This window comes from Chryseobacterium sp. Tr-659, assembly GCF_011752975.1.
Classification (GTDB): domain Bacteria; phylum Bacteroidota; class Bacteroidia; order Flavobacteriales; family Weeksellaceae; genus Chryseobacterium.
The window spans coordinates 79,892-100,237 of record NZ_VWWP01000003.1 but is presented as its reverse complement, the minus strand read 5'-3'; the positions used below and the strand labels follow the sequence as shown (position 1 = coordinate 100,237).

Sequence of the window (20,346 nt, the reverse complement as noted above, 5' to 3'; positions counted from 1 at the left end):
TTATTATCTCATAAAATAATTAAAATAGCTGCAGCTTCCCATCAGATTTTTAGTGGTTTCGGTATCAGAATACTGCGCTTTCAGCTGAGCGAAATATGTTCTGTACTTCTGGTTTCTGAGGTTGTTCAGTTCTTTTTGGTGGGCATCCTCTTTTTCAGACCATTTCGGATCGGAATAATCATATTTCAACTGATTTTTAGCTTCGTACTGGTAATATTTTCCCTGTTCGGCACTTGCCATCTGGAAAAGAATTCTGGCTTTCTCTTCCTTATTGTTGGAAAGCTTAAGTGCTTTTTGATAATAACTGATAGTAAGGTCAAAATTATCAGGTTCAATATAAGACGTATCCAGGAAGTTCTTATAATAATATTTGTAAGGGTTCTTTCTGTCGGTGTTCCAGAAATCATATTTTCCACCGTTACTGTTATCAATATCCATAACGAACAACTGTCTGTAATATCCTAAAATAGAAGTATTGTATAACAGGTTTCCTATAAGCTGATTAGCTCTTGCGGCTTTTTCATCGTTTCCGTTTCCTATTTTCTTAAGCTGAATTAAAACATCGGTCAATTGAAGTTTATTCATATTATCTTTGATGAAAGGGAAATCTGAGTAGTTTTCAGCTTTCATGCTTTCAGAGTCCTGGCTTCCGAAACTTTCCCACACATTATGCCCGAAGACAAGGCTGGAAATATTATCAAACCCATCGTATTCTTCACTTGTGTATTGTTTAGGCGTAATTTTTTCTCCTTCTTTTTCGGTCCAGTCGTAATTTACTCTTGGTATTCCGGCGAACTTCTGAGCTTTTTCATAATAAGATTTAGCCTTTTCAAAATCAGCAAGCCTCATGGCTCTGTCTCCATAGATGGTACTGAAGAATGCATCTATATTACCAACGCTGTCCATGTTCTTGGCAATGATCTGCTGCTCAAATTGAGTTTTGTTCGGTTTTCTGTAAAAGTCCTCAACGCTCTTTACCAGACTGGAGTTAGGATTGTACTGAAGGTCGGAAAGTTTATTGTTCATCAGGAAGGATTTTCCATCTTCGCCCTGAAGGAAATAGCGGTTAGCGATAACATCTTTAAGGAAATCCGCCGTAGAGGGAGCATCTCCGTAATAGTCATACCTTTCTGTATTAACCGTATCTTTTTCAACCTTTTTCTCTACAAAATATTCAGCATAATCTTTCATCAGATGATCTTCATAGGCAGCATCAATTTTAGGCTGGGAAACAATGTCGTTCAGCACTTTCATTCTTTTGATCTCTTCCAGATATTCAGGATTGGTAGTTTTGATCTCATTGAGAATTTCTGTACTTTCTTTGTAGTCTTTTTTCAGAAATTTAAGATAAGCATCTGCAATCTGCCAGTATTCATCCTTAGATTTTTCTTTCGTTTTATCCGTGAATTTCTCCAGGCTGTCAAGGAAGTCCTGTGTTTTTTCATCATAGTAATAAGCCGTTCTATTGTAGAATGGAATTCTGTCCGGGTTGTTGAAAAGTTCATCATCGCTCTGGTCATTCTTGGCATTATTTCCTGTTTTGTCAGATTTAGAACCTCCAAAGAGATTTTTGAAAAACCTTACGATTTTTTGCCATAAAGAAAGCTTCTCTTCCTTTACCTCAGAGTTTGTTTTGTCTGCTGAACCGTCTTTTGAAGTATTTTCCGCAGAATTTTCTTTAGCAGAAGTCTTTTGTGCAGCATCCGAGGTATAATAATAAGTAGGAAGGTAGCTTCTTTCAAGCTCATTGATGCTTCTGGCGGCCATTACCTTCAGAATTTCAGAATCAGGATTAATGTCATACATCTTTTCCATGATAGGAATAGGATTGTTGAAATCTTCATAACCTAAAAGGAAATATGCCATGTTCTTTTCCTCATTCGTACCTGCTCTTTTCATAATATTGCTGAAAGAAGCCGTATCCGAAAGTTTCATAGAAATAAAAGCAGATTCCTTACGGTCTTTACTATTCATAAAAACCTGGAAGAAGTTCCAGTTGGCATCACTATTCTTTTCCAGTCCTCTTTGTGCTCCGGCAAGCTGATCCAGGGCCATAAAGTAAACCGTGCTTTTTAGTTTAATAGGTTCTACATAGGTTTTGAATGCCTGTGCAGCAGAGTCGTAGTTTCTTGTATAATGGTTGAAGCGTACCAGCTGATATCCGTAACGTTGTTTGATCTCGGGATTTCTGGCTGCATTATATAAAGATGCCAGAGCAGCGATGGTTTTGTCATAGTTGAGAGAAGTTGCATTCGCTCTGTTAGCATCTCTGTCGTAATAAAATGAATTTTCGCTTTCAATATAATTAATACTCATATAAGGCTCCAGGTATTTAGCCTCAATCAGATAATCTATGCCTTCTTTGTATTTTTGGTAAAATCCTGTTCCCAGCTTCTGTAACAGTGGATTTGTTGGAGTGCCTTTCTTTAAAGCATTAAGGTCATTGATGCCTATCTTGTATACGAGATTGCTTGTATCTGCATAGCTAAGCTGATTGTTGAAATACTTTTTCCATGTTTCGATATTATCGTCAGGAATCAGTGAGGGATTGTAACCACCGTAGAACCTCGAAGAATAACTGTGTAGAAAAGGAAGGTAAGACTTATCCTTTATGATGCTCTGGGTGAAAAGATTGAAATAATCATAATCAGGATCCGACCAGGCGCAAGCGTCAGATTTCGTGTAGAAAAGTGATGCAACGGCAAGTGAAAGAATATACTTTTTCATAGGATGTGTGGTGTGTTTTTAATTTTTTATAGTGTCGTTTATAATCAAAATTTGAACAAATAAGCAGCTGTGATCTTAATGTTTAAGGGGGCTGCCTATCTGTAAAGGGCTTACAATCTTCTATCTAACACAAATTTACTATCTAATTGATAATAAATAATATTAAAATTTGGGATTTTTTTCTGTAAGAATCGGATAACATCCTCTAGCTGTTCCTCAGATATTTCCTCTACTTTTATTCTGAAGCCTTTGTTCAGATAATTTCCGAAGTAAAAACCATCTTTCATGATTTCAATTTCATGGTCTGAGATCTTTTTAAAGTTGGGATTTTCAAGGTCTTTTACAGATAGAGCATTGATCAGCTTATGCTTTTCCAGGTGATTGGTAACAATTCCCCAGGAATAAATAGGTAATGCCACTTCAATTTTTTTAATAGGATACTCTTCAAGCTTAGAAAGATAACTTTTTAAAATGGTTACATCAAGGATCGAATTTTTATCAGAATTTTCCAGCGGAGATGAAGTAGAGTAGCACATCAGATATACTTTTTCCACTGGTGGAATTCCGGTTTGCTTTTTATCTTTCACCTGATGAAGCCTTAGAGTACAGGTTATATCTTTTCCGGAAACTCTTTTCAGCTCCTTTAAGAATTTGAAATAATCATTTCGGGTTCCCGCAGTCCAGTCACAGTCAATCTGAATTTCATTATTGGTTTTAAGGTGATATGCTTCGGTTTTCTTCAGAATTAAATCATGAATGCTTTTTGCAAGAAATGTAATCTCTTCCGAAGAAATACCCAATAAGGTCTGATTAGTGATAAAGACAGTTGGGACAATCAGTTTGTCAGTCTGAAAACTTTTGTTTTTTGTAATAACGGCTACCGGCTGAAACTTTCCGTTGGCTTTGTCCACATCAAAAAAACGTGTATACAAAAAAGGAGACGGTGCCTTATCTAATGCTTTTTTCTCTTCAGTATCCAGTTTCAGGTGAGTTTTCCAGTAATAAAAAGTGTAAGGATGGTCCTCTTTCCCGCCGCAGGAAATAACAAAGAAAAGGAAGAATAAAGCTTTTAAAATTTTCATTGATATTAAATACTCTTGGAGTCACATCTTTTTTCTGAAGAACATAGAAAATAAGCTCCTTATTTTCTTCAAAATTAAAAATATTTGATCAATACTGAAACCGTAAAATCCCGGTGATTGCTGATTTTATATTGGCTTTGTTCTCAACCTTAAAATGAATAGTTTGCTGTTGTTGATTTACCTATTCCCTTCCTTTGGAGGAGGTAAATCGAAGATTTGACGGGGTGGTTTTCAAAGAAACAACAGCCACTCCATAAGGAGCAGCTGTTGTATCATATAATTAAAGTTCCATTTAAAAAACTGTTGCTGCAAGTTGTATCCTTGCGAACTTATTAGAAGGATTCCACATCGCCATCATAGAAACGGGAAGGCTGTAATGCTCTGTGATCTTAATCACTTTTCCTGCTTTTACGCCTACATTAACAATGTCAAAACTGTTTTTGCCGTTCCCGTACAGAAAGGTTTTATCATTAAGAGCAAAGCCGGCTCCTACAAAAGCATCCAGATTCACTTTCTGTCCGCTGATGACGGGGTAACTTGCCTGAATATAGGTAGAATACCTGTTCTTTTTATATGTTCCGTCCTGATTCAGAATAACTTCTCCCGCGTTGGCACCTCCGTAAAGCATAATGTCTGCTTCGATATTAATCGGAAAAGACGGACCGAAAGTATAGTTGGTTCTTAAATCAATAATATGAGCGGTTCTTCTCTGCGAATAACTGAAAATATCATCTGCAGCTACAGCAGTATTAATGTTTCTTGAATTATAAAGATCCCATAACCCAATATAAAAACGTCCGTTAGAATACTGAATATAATAATTGATTTCCTTATAATGTGTATTGTCTTTATCATCAGCCAAAGCCGAAGCTCCCCAGATTCCTACTTTCCATTTTTTTTCAGCATCTAATGCGTAGGAAAGATTTCCCATTACAACAGGTTTATCTGTAATAATAAGGCCTCTCCATAAATGGTTGTTCTGAATATTGGCTGTAAAATCAAGTCTTCCTTCCTTGGTTTCTGTGCTTTCCTGTGAAAGTAATCTTCCGGTGCCTAAAATCAGCAGCAGAATCCCTTTTAATGCTTTCATCATCTGTATTCTTTGTTTTTATTTTAAAACCATATATAAAAGGGCAGCAATCACAGCTCCAGTAATGGGGCCTATCACCGGAATCCATGCATAGCTCCAGTCACTGCTCCCCTTTACAGGAAGAATAGCGTGCATGATTCTTGGAGCAAGATCTCTGGCAGGATTAATAGCATATCCTGTAGTTCCGCCAAGAGATAACCCGATTACCCAAACCAGAAATGTAACAGGAATGGCTCCTACTGTGCCCAGTCCAATCTTCGCATGAGGGTCCGTCTGTAAGGAAACGCTCGGATCTGAAAAATGAAAAATAACAAATACAAGCACAAAAGTTCCGATAATCTCACTGATCAGATTTGAAGAAGTCTTTCTGATAGCAGGTGTAGTGCTGAAGCAGGCCAGTTTCGCTCCCTCATCTTCCGTAATCGCAAAGTGATCTTTGTGAAAAAGCCATACCAGGAAAGCTCCTAACATTCCCCCGATCATTTGAGCCGCAATATAAGACGGTACCAGGTCCCATGAAAACTTTCCTGCAGCAGCAAGACCAATAGTTACGGCAGGATTCAGATGGGCTCCACTTATTGGCCCTGCAACGGTTACTCCCACAAAAACGGCTAATGCCCATGCGGTAGTAATAACAATCCATCCGGAATTATTTCCTTTGGTATCTTTTAAGACAACATTGGCTACCACACCGTTGCCTAATAGTATAAGAAGCATCGTTCCGATTACTTCTGCAATAAATGGAGTCATAGATGTATTTTTAAAGTGAGGAGATTAATCTTCGATCCAATTTTGAGCACGGGAAACAGCTCTTTTCCAGGAATGGATCATTTTTTCAACCTTTTCTTTTTCAAGTTGAGGATGGAAATCTTTATCAACGATCCATTGGGCCTGTATTTCGTCCACACTTTTCCAGTATCCCACGGCAAGTCCTGCCAGATAAGCAGCTCCTAATGCTGTAGTTTCAAGTGTTTCAGGTCTTGTGATTTTAAATCCGAAAATATCAGATTGTATCTGCATCAGAAGATCGCTTGCGGAAGCACCTCCGTCCACTCTTAATTCAAGACTTGCTCTTCCGGAGTCAGCTTCCATTGCTTTTACAATATCATACACCTGGAATGCAATTCCTTCCAGTGTTGCTCTTGCAATATGGCCGTCTGTAGTTCCGCGGGTGATACCTACAATAGTTCCGCGAGCATACTGATCCCAATAAGGCGCTCCTAAGCCGGTAAGTGCAGGTACAAAATAAACTCCGCCATTATCTTCAACGGTAGAGGCAAGGTCATTCACCTCTTCTGAAGAATGAATCAGCTTTAAGCCGTCTCTTAACCATTGAATAGCCGCACCTCCCACAAATACACTTCCTTCCAATGCATAGTTAACTTCTCCGTTGATCTTCCATGCCACAGTGGTAAGGAGATTATTCTTAGATAAAACAGCTTCTTTTCCTGTATTCATTAATAAGAAACAGCCTGTTCCATAAGTATTTTTTACCATTCCGGGAGTGATGCACATCTGTCCGAATAGTGCGGCCTGTTGGTCTCCGGCAATCCCTGCGATCGGAATTTTTGTAGAAAACAGGGTAGTGGCAGTCTCTCCGTATACTTCGCTGCTTTGTTTTACTTCCGGAAGGATGTTTTCAGGAATGTTGAATAACTCCAGCAGATCTTTATCCCATTCTAAAGTGTGAATGTTCAACAACATTGTTCTGCTGGCATTGGAAACGTCGGTGATAAACATCTTCCCGCGGGTAAGCTTCCATACAAGCCAGGTATCAACCGTACCGAAACATAGCTTTCCGGCAGCGGCTTTTTCTCTTGCTCCTTCTACATTATCAAGGATCCATTTCAGTTTGGTTGCAGAAAAGTAAGCATCAAGTACAAGTCCTGTTTTTTCTTTAATGGTTTCGGTATGACCTTGTTCTTTCAGTTCATCACAATATTTGGATGTTCTTCGGTCCTGCCATACAATGGCATTATAAATCGGTTCCCCGGTTTCTTTGTCCCAGACAATGGTTGTTTCACGCTGGTTTGTGATTCCGATGGCGGCAACTTCAAGTCCGGATATTCCTGCTTTTGCAATAATTTCTGCGGCTACGGAAATCTGAGATGACCATATTTCGTTTGGATCATGTTCTACCCAGCCCGGAGTAGGAAATATTTGTCTGAAATCTTTCTGAGATACATACTTGATTTCTCCACTGTGATTGAATAAGATCGCTCTGGAGGAAGTTGTCCCCTGATCTAAAGCGAGAATTAACTTTTCATTCATATATGTAGTGTTAATTTAGGTTGATAACTTTAGGTGAATAAGGAGTCAGTAAATATCCCCTCGCGAGCTCGATAAACTCATTTTCCTGATTCTGTGCCCATTCTTCAGTATATCCTTTTTCCTCAGCAATGATCCGTGCTATGTTGTGGGCGCTGTCTATTGCGGCTCTTGCATCCAGGAACAGCATACGAACTCTTCTTGCCAAAACATCCTCAATAGTTTCTGCCATCTCATTTCTCACTGCCCAAACCACTTCTGCAACGGTAAACGGATGGTCCGGATGGATTTTCTGTGCATATCGCGGATTGCTGTTCTGTAATGATTTTATTGCAGGGATGTCAGAACCGTAAACATATAAATGATTGGATCTGTCCACCTGTTCAGGTTTCATATTCCCATGAATTGAAAGATGTTCTGTTTTTGATGGTGAATTACCCAGCCTGTGAACTTTCATGGCTTCGTTTACGGTGTCTTCAGCCATTTTACGATAAGTAGTCCATTTTCCTCCGATAATGGAAACGAGTCCTGTTTCGGAAGTGATGACTTTGTGGCTTCGGGAAACCTCTTTTGTGTTTTTGCTCCCGTCTTTAGGGGCTGCAAGTGGACGTAAGCCTGCAAAAACAGATTTTACGTCTTCTCGGGTAGGCTTTTTGGCAAGGTATTGTCTTGCTGTATTCAAAACAAAGCTGATCTCTTCTTCCAAAGCACGAGGTTCAAAGCTTTCATCCTTTAAAAGAGTGTCCGTAGTTCCTACCAATGCTCTGTCGTGCCATGGGACAACAAACAGAACTCTTCCATCCGATGTTTTCGGAATCATGATGGCATCATCACTTTTCAGAAATGATTTATCCAGCACTAAGTGAATTCCCTGGCTTGGAACTACAAATTTTCCATGCTTAGGGTTGTTCATGTTAAGAATATCATTTGTAAATACCCCGGTTGCATTGATTACTACGTTTCCATGGATCTGATACTGCTGTTGGGTAAACTGATCTTCTGCTGTAACCCCGATAATTTTTCCGGCATCATTTTTCAAAAGGCCAATTACTTTCATGTAATTGATAGCACTTCCTCCTTTTTCAATGATAGTTTGAGTTAGGTTTATGGCTAATCTGGCATCATCGAACTGCCCGTCCTGATAAACAACACCACTCATTAAATGATTTTGTTCAATAGTAGGAAGTTTTTCAATGGTTTTTGATTTGCTGATGTATTTCGTTTTACCCAAACTTAGTTTTCCTGCAAGAAAGTCATAAACGGATAATCCTATTTTATAATAGATACCGCCCCACCATGTATAGTTGGGAATAATGAAAGACTGGTTTTTTACGATATGTGCTGCGTTTTTCGCTAATAAGCCTCTTTCTTTCAGTGCTTCTTTTACTAATCCGACATCTCCCTGAGCAAGATATCTTACTCCACCATGCACCAATTTGGTGCTTCTGCTGGATGTTGCTTTTGCAAAGTCATGAGATTCAAGTAGTAAAGCTTTGAATCCTCTGCTCACTGCATCTAATGCTGAACCTAAACCGCTGGCTCCTCCTCCTATGACTATAAAGTCCCATTCTTTTACTTGGGTTAATGTATTGAGTTCTTCGTTTCGTTTCATAAATGTTTCGTTTATGTTTCGTTTTCAAATATATAAATTAAAAATGAAAGCAAAAAGAAAATAAATGAAATTTTAAAATCTGAGAAAAAAACGATAATTTTGAGGAAACGAATAAAATGGAAAAGCTTATACCAAGGCAGGATGAAATATTAAAAGAGCTTAACGAAAAAGGTCATGTTCTGGTTCAGGATCTGTGCGAAAAACTGAATGTTTCTTCGGTTACGATTCGAAAGGATCTGAACTATCTTGAAAGTTTAGGGCTACTTTTCAGAAATCACGGAGGAGCAAGCAAGCAGGTGAGGTATGCTTATGAGAAAAATGTAGGTGAGAAGGAGAATATTAATGTAGAAGCCAAACAGGCGATTGCGAAAACGGCTTTATCATTGATTCAGGAAAATGATTGTATTATTCTGGCTTCAGGAACTACTATGCATTATCTTGCAAGAATGCTGGTGAATTTTGGACCGCTTACTGTTTTGACATCTTCTCTGCGGGTGGCTATTGAACTTTGTAATAATCCTAATATTAACATCATTCAGTTGGGAGGAGAGGTTCGCAAAAGTTCCACTTCTATTGTTGGCTCTATTTCGGAAGGTATTCTTAAGCAGTTTTCGTGCAATAAACTTTTTCTGGGAGTTGACGGTATTGATCCGGAATTTGGGATCAGTACATCCAATGCAGCAGAGGCACATCTGAATCAGGCGATGATTGAGTGTTCGGACAAGGTGGTTATTCTTGCTGATTCATCCAAGCTGAATAAAAAAGGTTTCGGGAAAATAGCATCTCTGGACCAGATTGATTATCTGATTACGGATAATGGGATTTCTGATGAAGATAAAGTTATTCTGGAAGAAGTTGGGGTGAATGTACTGACATAAATTAACCCTCTTTTTACATTATTTTTAAAATCAAAATAAAACGCGGGAAAATTGGCTCTGAATTTTCCCAAAAATATCTAATTGATTAAAAATCAAAATATTTTACTCAAAATATTTGTCAGTAATAAAATTATTCATAAATTTGCACACTCATTTTAGGAGCGTAGTATGCCTATATCAAAAGTAGAAATTACTTCAGACTTCCGAAAAATGGGGATAAATAAAGGATAAATTTTATTATAATATAAACAATGTCAGGTATTATTGGTAAAAAAATCGGTATGACATCTTTGTTTAACGAAGAAGGAAAAAACATTCCTTGTACAGTTATTCAAGCTGGTCCATGCTCGGTTTTACAGGTCAGAACCATAGAAAAAGACGGTTATAAAGCTGTTCAATTAGGTTTCGATGACAAGAGTGAGAAGAACGTTGGTAAAGCGTTAGCTGGCCATTTTAAAAAGGCTGGTTCTGCTCCTAAAGCTAAATTAGTAGAATTCTACAGAGAATTCGTTGATGAAGTAAAAGTAGGAGAAGAAGTAAAAGTTGATTTATTCGCTGAAGGTGAATTTGTTGACGTAACAGGAACTTCAAAAGGTAAAGGCTTCCAGGGTGTTGTTAAGAGACACGGATTTGGAGGTGTAATGCAGGCAACTCATGGTCAGCACAACAGACTTAGAGCTCCAGGTTCTATCGGTGCTGGTTCAGACCCTTCAAGAGTATTCAAAGGGATGAGAATGGCTGGAAGAATGGGAGGTAAGCAGGTAACTGTTCAAAACCTTCAAGTGTTAAAAGTTGATCAAGAACAAAATCTTTTAGTAGTAAAAGGTGCTGTTCCGGGAGCTAAAAATTCTTATGTAATTATCAGAAAATGGAACTAGTAGTATTAAATACATCAGGAAAAGAGACCGGAAGAAAAGTAACTCTAGACGAAACAGTATTCGGAATTGAGCCAAATCAGCACGCGGTTTACTTAGAAGTTAAACAGTACCTTGCTGCACAAAGACAAGGGACTCATAAAGCAAAAGAAAGAAGCGAAATTACTGCTTCTACTAAAAAGCTTAAGAAGCAAAAAGGATCAGGATCTGCTAGATATGGTGATATTAAATCTCCAACTTTCAGAGGTGGAGGTAGAGTATTCGGACCAAAACCAAGAGACTACAGATTCAAATTGAACAAAGCTCTTAAGAGATTAGCTAAAAAATCTGTTTTATCTCAAAAAATGAGAGACAACAGCATTAAAGTTTTAGAAGATGTGAGCTTTGACGCTCCTAAGACTAAAGATTTCATCAATGTATTAAACGCATTGGAACTTAACGGTAAGAAGTCTTTATTCGTTCTTCCTGAAGCTAACAAGAATGTGTATTTATCTTCAAGAAACTTACCTAAAACTAAAGTAATGAACTTCAACGAGATCAGTTCTTACGATTTAGTTAACGCTGGTGAGATTATTTTCTTCGAAGGTGCAGTTGAAAAATTCCAGGAAAATTTAAAGAAATAAGTCATGTCAGTTATTATTAAACCAGTTATTTCAGAAAAGGCTAACTACCTTACAGATTTAAGAGGTACTTATTCTTTCTTAGTTAACCCTAAGGCGAATAAGATCGAGATCAAAAAGGCTGTTGAAGCAGCTTACGGTGTAAAAGTAGCAGACGTTAACACAATGATTTATGCTCCGAAGGTTTCTTCAAAATACACTAAAAAAGGTCTTCAAGTAGGAAAGACAAACAAATTGAAAAAAGCGGTAATCAAACTTGCTGAAGGTGAGGTTATCGATATTTTTGCTGTAAATTAATTATTAATTATAAATAATAGTAATGTCTGTTAGAAAATTAAAACCTATCACCCCGGGACAGAGATTCAGAATTGTAAACAATTTTGAGGAAATTACTACCAACAAACCAGAGAAATCTCTAACAGTTGGTATTAAAAAGTCAGGTGGACGTAACCAAACAGGTAAAATGACCATGCGTTACACCGGAGGTGGACACAAAAAGAAATACAGAATTATTGACTTCAAAAGAAACAAAGCAAACGTTGAAGCCACTGTAAAATCTGTAGAATACGATCCAAACAGAACTGCATTTATCGCATTACTTGAGTATGCTGACGGAGAGAAGAGATATATCATCGCTCCAAACGGTATCAAAGTTGATCAGAAAGTAATTTCTGGTGAAAGCGTAGAACCAAATGTAGGTAACGCAATGAAGTTGAAAAACATTCCTTTAGGTACTGTAATTTCTTGTGTTGAAATGAAGCCTGGTCAAGGTGCAATTTTAGCAAGAAGTGCTGGTTCTTCAGCTCAATTGACTTCTAGAGACGGTAAATATGCAATCATCAAATTACCTTCAGGAGAATCAAGAATGATCCTTACTGAATGTATGGCAATGATTGGATCAGTTTCCAACTCAGATCACCAATTAACTGTATCAGGTAAGGCTGGTAGAAGCAGATGGTTAGGTAGAAGACCAAGAACAAGAGCGGTTGTAATGAACCCAGTAGATCACCCAATGGGTGGTGGTGAAGGACGTTCTTCAGGAGGTCACCCAAGATCTAGAAACGGTAAACCAGCTAAAGGTTACAAAACTAGAAAGAAAAACAAAGTGTCTAACCGTTACATCGTATCTAAAAGAAAATAATTATGGCAAGATCACTTAAGAAAGGACCGTTCATTCATCATACTTTAGATAAGAAGGTTCAGGCAAATATAGAGTCTGGTAAGAAGACAGTTATCAAAACTTGGTCTAGAGCATCGATGATCTCTCCGGACTTCGTAGGACAAACTATTGCTGTGCACAACGGGAAATCTTTTATCCCTGTATATGTTACAGAAAACATGGTTGGTCACAAGTTAGGCGAATTTTCTCCAACAAGATCTTTCAGAGGTCATGGTGGTAACAAAAACAAAGGAAGCAGATAATCATGGGATCAAGAAAACAAGATAGTTCAATCGCAAGAAAAGAAGCTAACAAAGACGTTGTAAAAGCTTCATTAAATAATTGCCCGTCTTCTCCAAGAAAAATGAGATTAGTTGCTGATATCATTAGAGGAGAGCAGGTAGATAAAGCTCTTTATATCCTAAAATATTCTAAGAAGGATGCATCTAACAAGTTAGAGAAATTACTTCTTTCTGCTATGGCAAACTGGCAGACTAAAAACGAAGGTGCGGATATTGAAGAAGCTAACCTTATCGTTAAAGAAATCTTCGTGGATAGTGCAAGACAACTGAAGAGACTAAGACCAGCTCCACAAGGTAGAGGGTACAGAATCAGAAAAAGATCTAACCACGTTACATTAATCTTAGGTAATAAAGAAAATTAATCAAGGTATGGGACAGAAGACAAATCCAATTGGTAATAGATTAGGTATCATCAGAGGATGGGATTCTAACTGGTTTGGTGGAAACGATTATGGAGACAGAATCGCTGAAGACTACAAAATCAGAAGATACCTTGAGGCTAGATTATCTAAAGGTGGTATTTCAAAAATCTATATTGAAAGAACACTTAAATTAGTAACAGTTACAATCACTACTGCTAGACCGGGACTTATCATCGGTAAAGGAGGTCAGGAAGTTGATAAATTAAAAGAAGAGTTGAAGAAATTGACTGGTAAGGATATTCAAATCAACATCTTCGAAATCAAAAGACCTGAATTAGATGCTGTATTAGTTGCTGATAGTATTTCTAAGCAAATTGAAAACAGAATTTCTTACAGAAGAGCTGTTAAAATGGCAATGGCAAGTACTATGAGAATGGGTGCTGAAGGTATCAAAGTTCAGATTTCTGGTAGATTGAACGGAGCTGAAATGGCAAGATCAGAATCTTTCAAAGAAGGAAGAATTCCATTGTCAACTTTCAGAGCTGATATCGATTACCACTGGGCAGAAGCTCACACTACTTACGGTAGACTAGGGGTAAAAGTTTGGATCATGAAAGGGGAAGTTTACGGTAAAAGAGAACTTTCTCCACTAGTGGGACAACAGAAAAAAGGAGGTCAGTCAGACAGAGGAAACAGAGGAGGAGACAGAGACAACAGAAGACCTAGAAAAAACAACAACAATAACAATAATAATTAAAATTTTAGATTAGAAATTTTGAATTTTAAATTACCGTTACTTTTTTAAAATTAAAAAAAATCTAAAATCTAAAATCTAAAATCTAAAATTTAGAAATTATGTTACAACCAAAAAGAACCAAATTCCGTAGAGTTCACAAGATGAAGATGAAGGGGAATGCCCAGAGAGGTAGTCAACTTGCATACGGAACTTTTGGGATCAAGGCAACGGAAGGAGCTTGGATCACTGCAAGACAAATTGAAGCGGCTCGTATTGCTGCTACAAGATACATGAAGAGAGAAGGTCAACTATGGATCAAAATCTTCCCAGATAAGCCAATTACTAAGAAACCAGCGGAAGTACGTATGGGTAAAGGTAAGGGTGCTGTTGAATATTGGGTAGCTGTAGTAAAACCAGGTAAGATTATGTTCGAAATCGGAGGAGTATCTTACGAAATCGCTAAGGAAGCTTTAAGACTTGCTGCACAAAAATTACCAGTAGTTACTAAATTCATCGTTGCTAACGATTTTGTTAAACCTCTATAATCTTTGAATACAATGAAAAATGCTGATATTAAAAATTTAAGCGCGGGTGATATTCAAGCTCAATTAACTGAAGCAAAAGCTCAATATTCTAAATTGAAATTGGCTCATGCAATCAGCCCAATTGAAAACCCGATTCAAATCAGAGATTTGAGAAAAACAATCGCAAGACTAAACACTGAGTTAACTAACAAACAATAATTTCATTTTACAATGGATAGAAATTTAAGAAAAGAAAGAATCGGAGTGGTTTCCAGCAATAAAATGGAAAAAACTATTGTTGTTAGTGAAACTACAAGAGTAAAGCACCCGATGTACGGTAAATTCGTTTTGAAAACGAAAAAATATACTGCACACGACGAGAACAACGAATGCACAGAAGGAGATACAGTTTTGATCCAAGAAACTAGACCTTTGAGCAAGAATAAGAGATGGAGATTAGTAAGAATCATTGAAAAAGCTAAGTAATAATGTTACAAACAGAATCAAGATTAAAAGTTGCTGATAATACAGGTGCAAAAGAAGTACTAGTTATCAGAGTTCTGGGAGGAACCAGAAGAAGATATGCTTCAGTTGGTGATAAAATCGTTGTTACGATCAAAGATTCTACACCATCAGGAAACGCTAAAAAAGGTCAGGTATCTAAAGCTGTAGTAGTAAGAACTAAAAAAGCAGTAAGAAGAAAAGATGGTTCATACATCAAATTCGACGACAATGCTTGTGTATTACTAAACGCAGCGGGAGAAATGAGAGGAACGCGTGTTTTCGGACCAGTTGCTCGTGAGTTGAGAGACAAAGAATATATGAAAATCATTTCATTAGCTCCTGAAGTACTTTAATTTTTAAAATTTTTTAAAGAAATGTCAAAGTTAAAAATAAAAAGAGGAGATAACGTAATCATTACTACTGGTAAGAAAGATATCAAAGGTAAGACTGGTGAAGTTATTGAAGTGATCAAGAAAGAAGGAAGAGACCCTAGAGTAGTTGTTGCAGGACTTAACATCATCAAAAAGCACGTTAAGCCTTCAGCTTCAAATCCTCAAGGAGGAATCGTTGAAAGAGAAGCTTCTATTCATATCTCAAACGTAGCTTTAGTTGGTAAAGACGGAAAAGCTATCAAAGTAGGTTACAAAATCGAAGGAGATAAGAAAGTAAGAATCAACAAAAAAACGGGTGAAACTTTATAATTTTAAATAACACATGGAATATATAGCAAGACCCAAAAAAGCATATAAAGAAACAATTGTTCCTGCAATGATGGAAGAATTCGGGTATAAGTCAGTAATGCAAGTACCTAAATTAGAGAAAATCGTTGTATCACAAGGTTTAGGTGATGCTACTGCAGACAAAAAAATCATTGATTATGCTGTAGAAGAGCTTACAAATATCACTGGTCAAAAGGCTGTTGGTACGATCTCTAAGAAAGACGAAGCTGCTTTCAAATTGAGAAAAGGTATGCCAGTAGGTGCAAAAGTTACCCTAAGAGGAAATCAAATGTATGAATTCTTAGACAGACTTACTTCTTCTGCTTTACCACGTATCAGAGATTTCTCTGGAATCAAAGCTGATGGTTTCGATGGTAGAGGTAACTATAACCTAGGTATCACTGAGCAAATTATCTTCCCTGAAATCGTAATTGACAAAGTGAAAAAAATCCAAGGGATGGACATCACTTTCGTTACTACTGCGAAGACAGATAAAGAAGCTAAAGCATTATTAACTCACTTCGGTTTACCATTTAAAAAGAACTAAGAAATGGCTAAAGAATCAATGAAAGCGCGTGAGCGCAAAAGAGAAGCACTAGTTGCTAAATACGCTGCTAAAAGACAAGCTCTTAAAGAAGCTGGTGATTACGAAGGACTTCAAAAATTGCCTAAAAATGCTTCTCCTGTAAGATTACACAACAGATGTAAACTAACAGGTAGACCAAGAGGATACATGAGAACGTTCGGTATTTCCAGAGTAACTTTCAGAGAAATGGCAAACAACGGTCTTATCCCAGGTGTAAGAAAAGCTAGTTGGTAATAATTACTAATTAAAAATCGGAACAATTAAGTTGTTCAGATACTAAAGATAAAAATATCAGACCGAAGATTTCTGACGTCTGATATTTTACTCTTCAAGTCTTTGCAAAACTGATTGTTCTTTAACCAATAATTTATAAAAGAAAAATGGTAACAGATCCAATTTCAGATTTCCTAACAAGAGTAAGGAACGCACAAAGCGCAGGCCACAAAGTGGTGGAAATTCCTGCATCGAAAATCAAAAAGGAGATTACTAAGATCCTATTTGATCAAGGGTATATCTTAAACTACAAGTTTGAAGATAACGCTGTTCAAGGAGTGATCAAAATCGCTTTAAAGTACGATAAGCAAACCAACAAACCAGCTATCAAGTCTATCCAAAGAGCTTCTAGACCAGGTTTGAGACAGTACAAAGGTTCAACTGAACTTCCAAGAGTACTAAACGGTTTGGGTATTTCTATCATCTCTACTTCTAAAGGAGTAATGACTGACAAGAAAGCTAGAGAAGAGAAAGTAGGCGGTGAAGTAATCTGCTATGTTTATTAATTTTTAATCAGAGGAAAATGTCAAGAATTGGTAAAGCAATTATAACAATTCCAGCTGGAGTTACAATCACTGAAAACAACGGTGTAGTAACTGTAAAAGGAGCTAAAGGAGAACTTTCTCAAGAGCTTACAGCAGGAATTACTGTAGAACAAAAAGATGGAGAACTGAACGTAAACAGACCATCTGATACTAAGCAACACAAAGCGCTTCACGGTTTATACAGAGCGTTAATCAACAACATGATTGTTGGTGTAAGTGCAGGTTTCGAAAAGAAACTAGAACTAGTAGGGGTAGGATATAGAGCTTCACACGCAGGTCAAAAACTTGAGTTAGCTTTAGGATTCTCTCACGGTATCGTATTAGAACTTCCTAGCGAAGTAAAAGTTGATACATTGACTGAAAAAGGTAAAAACCCAATTATTACTTTAACGTCTCACGACAACCAACTTCTAGGAATGGTAGCTGCAAAGATCCGTTCTTTCAGAAAGCCTGAGCCATACAAAGGAAAAGGTGTAAGATTCGTAGGAGAAATTGTTAGACGTAAAGCTGGTAAATCTGCTTAATAAATTATAAGTATTATGGCATTAAGTAAATTAGAAAAAAGAATAAGAATCAAAAGAAGAGTAAGAGGGAAAATCTCTGGATCTTCTGAATTGCCAAGATTATCTGTATACAAAAGTAATAAGGAAATTTACGCTCAGTTAATCGACGATAAAAATGGTAAAACTTTAGCATCAGCTTCTTCTAGAGAAAAAGGTGTAGACGCTAAAGGTACTAAGACTGAAGTTTCTGCTGCTGTTGGTAAAGCTATCGCTGCTAAAGCTATCGCTGCAGGAATCGAAAGTATTGTATTTGACAGAAACGGTTTTGTTTACCACGGTAGAGTAAAAGCTCTAGCTGATGGTGCAAGAGAAGGAGGACTTAAATTCTAATCATTAAATTTCGGAAAATATGTTAGGACTAGATAATATAGAAAGAGTAAAACCGGGAGGATTAGAATTAAAAGATCGTCTCGTAGCTGTTAACAGAGTAACAAAAGTAACTAAAGGGGGTAGAGCTTTCGGATTTTCTGCTATTGTTGTAGTAGGTAACGAAGAAGGTGTTATCGGTTTTGGTTTAGGAAAATCTAAAGAGGTTGCTTCTGCAATTGCTAAAGCAGTAGAAGACGCTAAGAAAAACCTTGTGAAAGTTCCTGTAATGAACCACACTATTCCTCACCAAACTTCTGCTAGATACGGTGGTGCAGATATCTTCTTAAGACCTGCTTCTCACGGTACAGGACTTATCGCCGGTGGTGCGGTAAGAGCAGTATTGGAATCAGCTGGTATTCACGATATCCTTTCAAAATCTAAAGGATCTTCTAACCCTCACAACGTGGTGAAAGCTACTTTCAAAGCGTTATTAGACATCAGAAGACCTGAAGAGATCGCTAGAATGAGAGGAGTTTCTCTAAGTAAAGTGTTTAACGGTTAATAATAAAACAATGGCAACAATTAAAGTAAAGCAAGTAAGAAGCGCTATTGGTAGAACAAAAACCCAAAAGAGAACGCTTGAAGCATTAGGATTAAAGAAACTTCACCAAGTTGTAGAACATGAAGCTACTCCTTCTATCTTAGGAATGATAGCTGCAGTGAGTCACTTACTTGAAGTTCAAAAATAATTTTATAAAAGAGAAATTAAAATGAATTTAAATAACATAAAACCAGCTGCAGGATCTACTTTCAACTCTAAAAGAATTGGTAGAGGTCAAGGTACTGGAAAAGGAGGTACTTCAACAAAAGGACACAAAGGTCAGAAAGCTAGAGCTGGTTATTCTCAGAAAATCGGTTTCGAAGGTGGACAGATGCCTTTACAAAGAAGATTACCTAAATTCGGTTTCAAAAACGTAAACAGAAAAGAGTTTAGAGGAGTTAACCTTGATACTATCCAGACTTTAATCGAGAACAAATCCATCACTGGAGATATCACGAAAGAAGTTTTAGTAGAAAACGGAATAATTTCTAAAAACGAATTAGTGAAAATTATGGGTAGAGGAGAATTGAAATCTGCGGTTTCAATCTCTGCTGACAAATTCACTAAATCTGCTGAAGAGCTTATTGCTAAAGCAGGTGGAAAAGCAATTACCTTATAATACTTACTAATGAAAGAATTTATACAAACACTTAAAAATATTTGGAGTCTTAAAGAATTGAGAGATAAAATTCTCTTCACTTTAGGTATTATCCTTGTGTATAGATTCGCATCTTATATCTCGCTTCCCGCAATTAACCTTGCAGAAGTGGGAGATCTCTTAGAGCATTATAAAAATCAAGGCGGTAACAAGCAAGGAGCAGGTCTCCTTGGCTTGCTTTCGTCGTTTACGGGGGGAGCTTTCAGCCACGCTTCCGTAATGGCGTTGGGAATTATGCCTTATATTTCTGCTTCTATTATTGTTCAGTTGATGGGGATGGCTATTCCTTATCTTCAGAAGCTTCAGAAAGATGGAGAGTCAGGTAGAAATACATTGAACCAAATTACAAGATGGTTAACGATTGGAGTTTGTCTGGTACAGGCACCTTCTTACTTAACTTCTATTACTCAATTATTCTTACCATATGCTCAGTTCCAGTCTGCATATTATGTAGAGCCTAATTCAATCATGTTCTGGTTGCCAAGTATTGTTATCCTGGTTGCCGGTTCAGTTTTTGCAATGTGGCTAGGTGAAAAGATTACCGATAAGGGAATCGGAAACGGTATTTCTATCCTTATTATGGTAGGAATCCTTTCAAGATTGCCTGAGGCATTCGTACAGGAGATTGCCGTGCAGAACGGAAAAGGAGGAATGGGATCTATCATGATCCTTATTGAAGTATTATTCTGGATGTTGGTAGTTCTTTTAGCAGTAATCTTATCAGTTGCTGTTAGAAAAATTCCGATTCAGTATGTAAGCAGAGCTCAAGCAAGAGGAGGTGTAAACAGAAATCTTATGCAGGGAGCAAGACAATGGATCCCATTGAAAGTGAATGCTGCTGGTGTAATGCCGATTATCTTTGCCCAGGCATTGATGTTCGTACCAGGATTATTAACAAAATTCGATGAGTCCAATACTTTTCTTGCAGGTTTCAAGAATGTTTTTAGCTGGCAGTACAATGTATTGTTCGCGCTATTAATTATTATCTTCTCATTTTTCTATACTGCGATTACAATTCCGGTGAACCAGATGGCTGATGATTTGAAGAGAAATGGAGGTTTAGTACCGAAAGTAAGACCCGGTAAAGAAACAGCTGATTATTTAGATGATATTTTATCAAAAATTACCTTGCCAGGTGCAATTTTTTTATCTATCTTTGCAGTCCTTCCGGCAATTGTGCATGGAAGCTTTGTTCAGACAGATGCGTTTGCCCTATTTTTCGGGGGAACGTCCCTATTAATTATGGTGGGTGTAATTTTAGATACAGTTCAACAGATTAATACATATCTGCTGAACCATCACTATGATGGCTTAATGCAGTCTAAATTATCAAGAACGACTGGATATTAATTT

Annotated in this window: 28 protein-coding genes; 22 read left to right on the top strand and 6 right to left on the bottom strand. The window is 37.3% G+C overall.

Annotated features, from left to right (window positions below; all coding sequences use genetic code 11):
• Positions 1-3: 3 nt before the first annotated feature.
• The 6 genes from F3J23_RS08120 to F3J23_RS08095 all read right to left on the bottom strand — a co-directional run bounded on the left by F3J23_RS08120 (position 4) and on the right by F3J23_RS08095 (position 8,779).
• Positions 4-2,727, bottom strand: coding sequence for a hypothetical protein (locus F3J23_RS08120; RefSeq protein ID WP_167026820.1), 2,724 nt, complete (start codon positions 2,725-2,727; stop codon positions 4-6).
• Positions 2,728-2,837: 110 nt separating this feature from the next.
• The gene (locus F3J23_RS08115) at positions 2,838-3,809 is read right to left on the bottom strand and encodes a hypothetical protein (protein ID WP_167026817.1); all 972 of its coding nucleotides are present in this window, start codon (positions 3,807-3,809) and stop codon (positions 2,838-2,840) included.
• Between the two features lie 292 nt (positions 3,810-4,101).
• Entirely contained in the window at positions 4,102-4,902 is an 801-nt protein-coding gene (locus F3J23_RS08110) for a hypothetical protein (protein WP_194303845.1), read from the bottom strand.
• 15 nt (positions 4,903-4,917) lie between these two features.
• A complete protein-coding gene (locus F3J23_RS08105) occupies positions 4,918-5,649 on the bottom strand; it encodes an MIP/aquaporin family protein (RefSeq protein ID WP_167026814.1) in 732 nt (243 codons plus the stop codon).
• 24 nt (positions 5,650-5,673) lie between these two features.
• Positions 5,674-7,170 carry a glycerol kinase GlpK gene (glpK, locus tag F3J23_RS08100; RefSeq protein ID WP_167026810.1) on the bottom strand — a complete coding sequence of 499 codons (1,497 nt, stop codon included), beginning with the start codon at positions 7,168-7,170 and terminating at the stop codon, positions 5,674-5,676.
• A gap of 10 nt (positions 7,171-7,180) precedes the next feature.
• Entirely contained in the window at positions 7,181-8,779 is a 1,599-nt protein-coding gene (locus F3J23_RS08095; protein ID WP_167026807.1) for a glycerol-3-phosphate dehydrogenase/oxidase, read from the bottom strand.
• A 116-nt stretch (positions 8,780-8,895) separates the two neighbouring features.
• Here F3J23_RS08095 and F3J23_RS08090 point away from each other — a divergent pair, with 116 nt between their 5' ends.
• The 22 genes from F3J23_RS08090 (at position 8,896) to secY (ending at position 20,343) form a co-directional block, all read left to right on the top strand.
• Positions 8,896-9,657 carry a DeoR/GlpR family DNA-binding transcription regulator gene (locus F3J23_RS08090; RefSeq protein ID WP_167026804.1) on the top strand — a complete coding sequence of 254 codons (762 nt, stop codon included), beginning with the start codon at positions 8,896-8,898 and terminating at the stop codon, positions 9,655-9,657.
• A 251-nt stretch (positions 9,658-9,908) separates the two neighbouring features.
• A complete protein-coding gene (gene rplC, locus F3J23_RS08085) occupies positions 9,909-10,535 on the top strand; it encodes a 50S ribosomal protein L3 (protein WP_167026801.1) in 627 nt (208 codons plus the stop codon).
• Positions 10,526-11,155 carry a 50S ribosomal protein L4 gene (gene rplD / locus F3J23_RS08080; protein ID WP_105683332.1) on the top strand — a complete coding sequence of 210 codons (630 nt, stop codon included), beginning with the start codon at positions 10,526-10,528 and terminating at the stop codon, positions 11,153-11,155. The genes rplC and rplD overlap by 10 nt, the downstream gene beginning before the upstream one ends.
• A 3-nt stretch (positions 11,156-11,158) precedes the next feature.
• Positions 11,159-11,449, top strand: coding sequence for a 50S ribosomal protein L23 (rplW, locus tag F3J23_RS08075; RefSeq protein WP_045491154.1), 291 nt, complete (start codon positions 11,159-11,161; stop codon positions 11,447-11,449).
• A 22-nt stretch (positions 11,450-11,471) separates the two neighbouring features.
• Positions 11,472-12,293, top strand: coding sequence for a 50S ribosomal protein L2 (gene rplB, locus F3J23_RS08070; RefSeq protein WP_167026798.1), 822 nt, complete (start codon positions 11,472-11,474; stop codon positions 12,291-12,293).
• Positions 12,294-12,295: 2 nt separating this feature from the next.
• Positions 12,296-12,574, top strand: a complete 279-nt coding sequence (gene rpsS / locus F3J23_RS08065; RefSeq protein WP_002983209.1) for a 30S ribosomal protein S19 — start codon at positions 12,296-12,298, stop codon at positions 12,572-12,574.
• 2 nt (positions 12,575-12,576) lie between these two features.
• Complete coding sequence (gene rplV / locus F3J23_RS08060) at positions 12,577-12,975, top strand: 50S ribosomal protein L22 (RefSeq protein WP_047096818.1); 399 nt, start codon at positions 12,577-12,579, stop codon at positions 12,973-12,975.
• A 7-nt stretch (positions 12,976-12,982) separates the two neighbouring features.
• Entirely contained in the window at positions 12,983-13,732 is a 750-nt protein-coding gene (rpsC, locus tag F3J23_RS08055; protein ID WP_034694675.1) for a 30S ribosomal protein S3, read from the top strand.
• Between the two features lie 98 nt (positions 13,733-13,830).
• Entirely contained in the window at positions 13,831-14,256 is a 426-nt protein-coding gene (gene rplP, locus F3J23_RS08050; protein ID WP_167026795.1) for a 50S ribosomal protein L16, read from the top strand.
• 12 nt (positions 14,257-14,268) lie between these two features.
• Positions 14,269-14,454, top strand: coding sequence for a 50S ribosomal protein L29 (gene rpmC / locus F3J23_RS08045; protein ID WP_034694678.1), 186 nt, complete (start codon positions 14,269-14,271; stop codon positions 14,452-14,454).
• A gap of 12 nt (positions 14,455-14,466) precedes the next feature.
• Positions 14,467-14,721: a 30S ribosomal protein S17 gene (rpsQ, locus tag F3J23_RS08040; RefSeq protein ID WP_042720938.1), complete on the top strand. Its 255-nt coding sequence runs from the start codon at positions 14,467-14,469 to the stop codon at positions 14,719-14,721.
• Between the two features lie 2 nt (positions 14,722-14,723).
• Positions 14,724-15,092: a 50S ribosomal protein L14 gene (gene rplN, locus F3J23_RS08035; RefSeq protein WP_002983226.1), complete on the top strand. Its 369-nt coding sequence runs from the start codon at positions 14,724-14,726 to the stop codon at positions 15,090-15,092.
• Between the two features lie 21 nt (positions 15,093-15,113).
• Entirely contained in the window at positions 15,114-15,440 is a 327-nt protein-coding gene (gene rplX / locus F3J23_RS08030) for a 50S ribosomal protein L24 (protein ID WP_002983229.1), read from the top strand.
• A gap of 13 nt (positions 15,441-15,453) precedes the next feature.
• A complete protein-coding gene (gene rplE, locus F3J23_RS08025) occupies positions 15,454-16,005 on the top strand; it encodes a 50S ribosomal protein L5 (RefSeq protein WP_065400324.1) in 552 nt (183 codons plus the stop codon).
• A 3-nt stretch (positions 16,006-16,008) separates the two neighbouring features.
• Entirely contained in the window at positions 16,009-16,278 is a 270-nt protein-coding gene (rpsN, locus tag F3J23_RS08020; RefSeq protein ID WP_002983233.1) for a 30S ribosomal protein S14, read from the top strand.
• Between the two features lie 146 nt (positions 16,279-16,424).
• Positions 16,425-16,823, top strand: coding sequence for a 30S ribosomal protein S8 (gene rpsH / locus F3J23_RS08015; protein ID WP_034694686.1), 399 nt, complete (start codon positions 16,425-16,427; stop codon positions 16,821-16,823).
• A gap of 17 nt (positions 16,824-16,840) precedes the next feature.
• Positions 16,841-17,386 (top strand): 50S ribosomal protein L6, encoded by a 546-nt coding sequence (gene rplF / locus F3J23_RS08010; protein WP_167026792.1) that lies wholly within the window; start codon positions 16,841-16,843, stop codon positions 17,384-17,386.
• A 15-nt stretch (positions 17,387-17,401) separates the two neighbouring features.
• On the top strand, positions 17,402-17,755 hold the full coding sequence (gene rplR / locus F3J23_RS08005) for a 50S ribosomal protein L18 (protein WP_034694689.1): 354 nt from the start codon (positions 17,402-17,404) through the stop codon (positions 17,753-17,755).
• A gap of 19 nt (positions 17,756-17,774) precedes the next feature.
• Complete coding sequence (gene rpsE / locus F3J23_RS08000) at positions 17,775-18,296, top strand: 30S ribosomal protein S5 (RefSeq protein ID WP_167026789.1); 522 nt, start codon at positions 17,775-17,777, stop codon at positions 18,294-18,296.
• A gap of 10 nt (positions 18,297-18,306) precedes the next feature.
• Positions 18,307-18,483, top strand: a complete 177-nt coding sequence (gene rpmD / locus F3J23_RS07995; RefSeq protein WP_029297759.1) for a 50S ribosomal protein L30 — start codon at positions 18,307-18,309, stop codon at positions 18,481-18,483.
• 21 nt (positions 18,484-18,504) lie between these two features.
• On the top strand, positions 18,505-18,954 hold the full coding sequence (rplO, locus tag F3J23_RS07990; protein ID WP_065395923.1) for a 50S ribosomal protein L15: 450 nt from the start codon (positions 18,505-18,507) through the stop codon (positions 18,952-18,954).
• 9 nt (positions 18,955-18,963) lie between these two features.
• Positions 18,964-20,343, top strand: coding sequence for a preprotein translocase subunit SecY (secY, locus tag F3J23_RS07985; RefSeq protein ID WP_053327925.1), 1,380 nt, complete (start codon positions 18,964-18,966; stop codon positions 20,341-20,343).
• Positions 20,344-20,346: the final 3 nt, after the last annotated feature.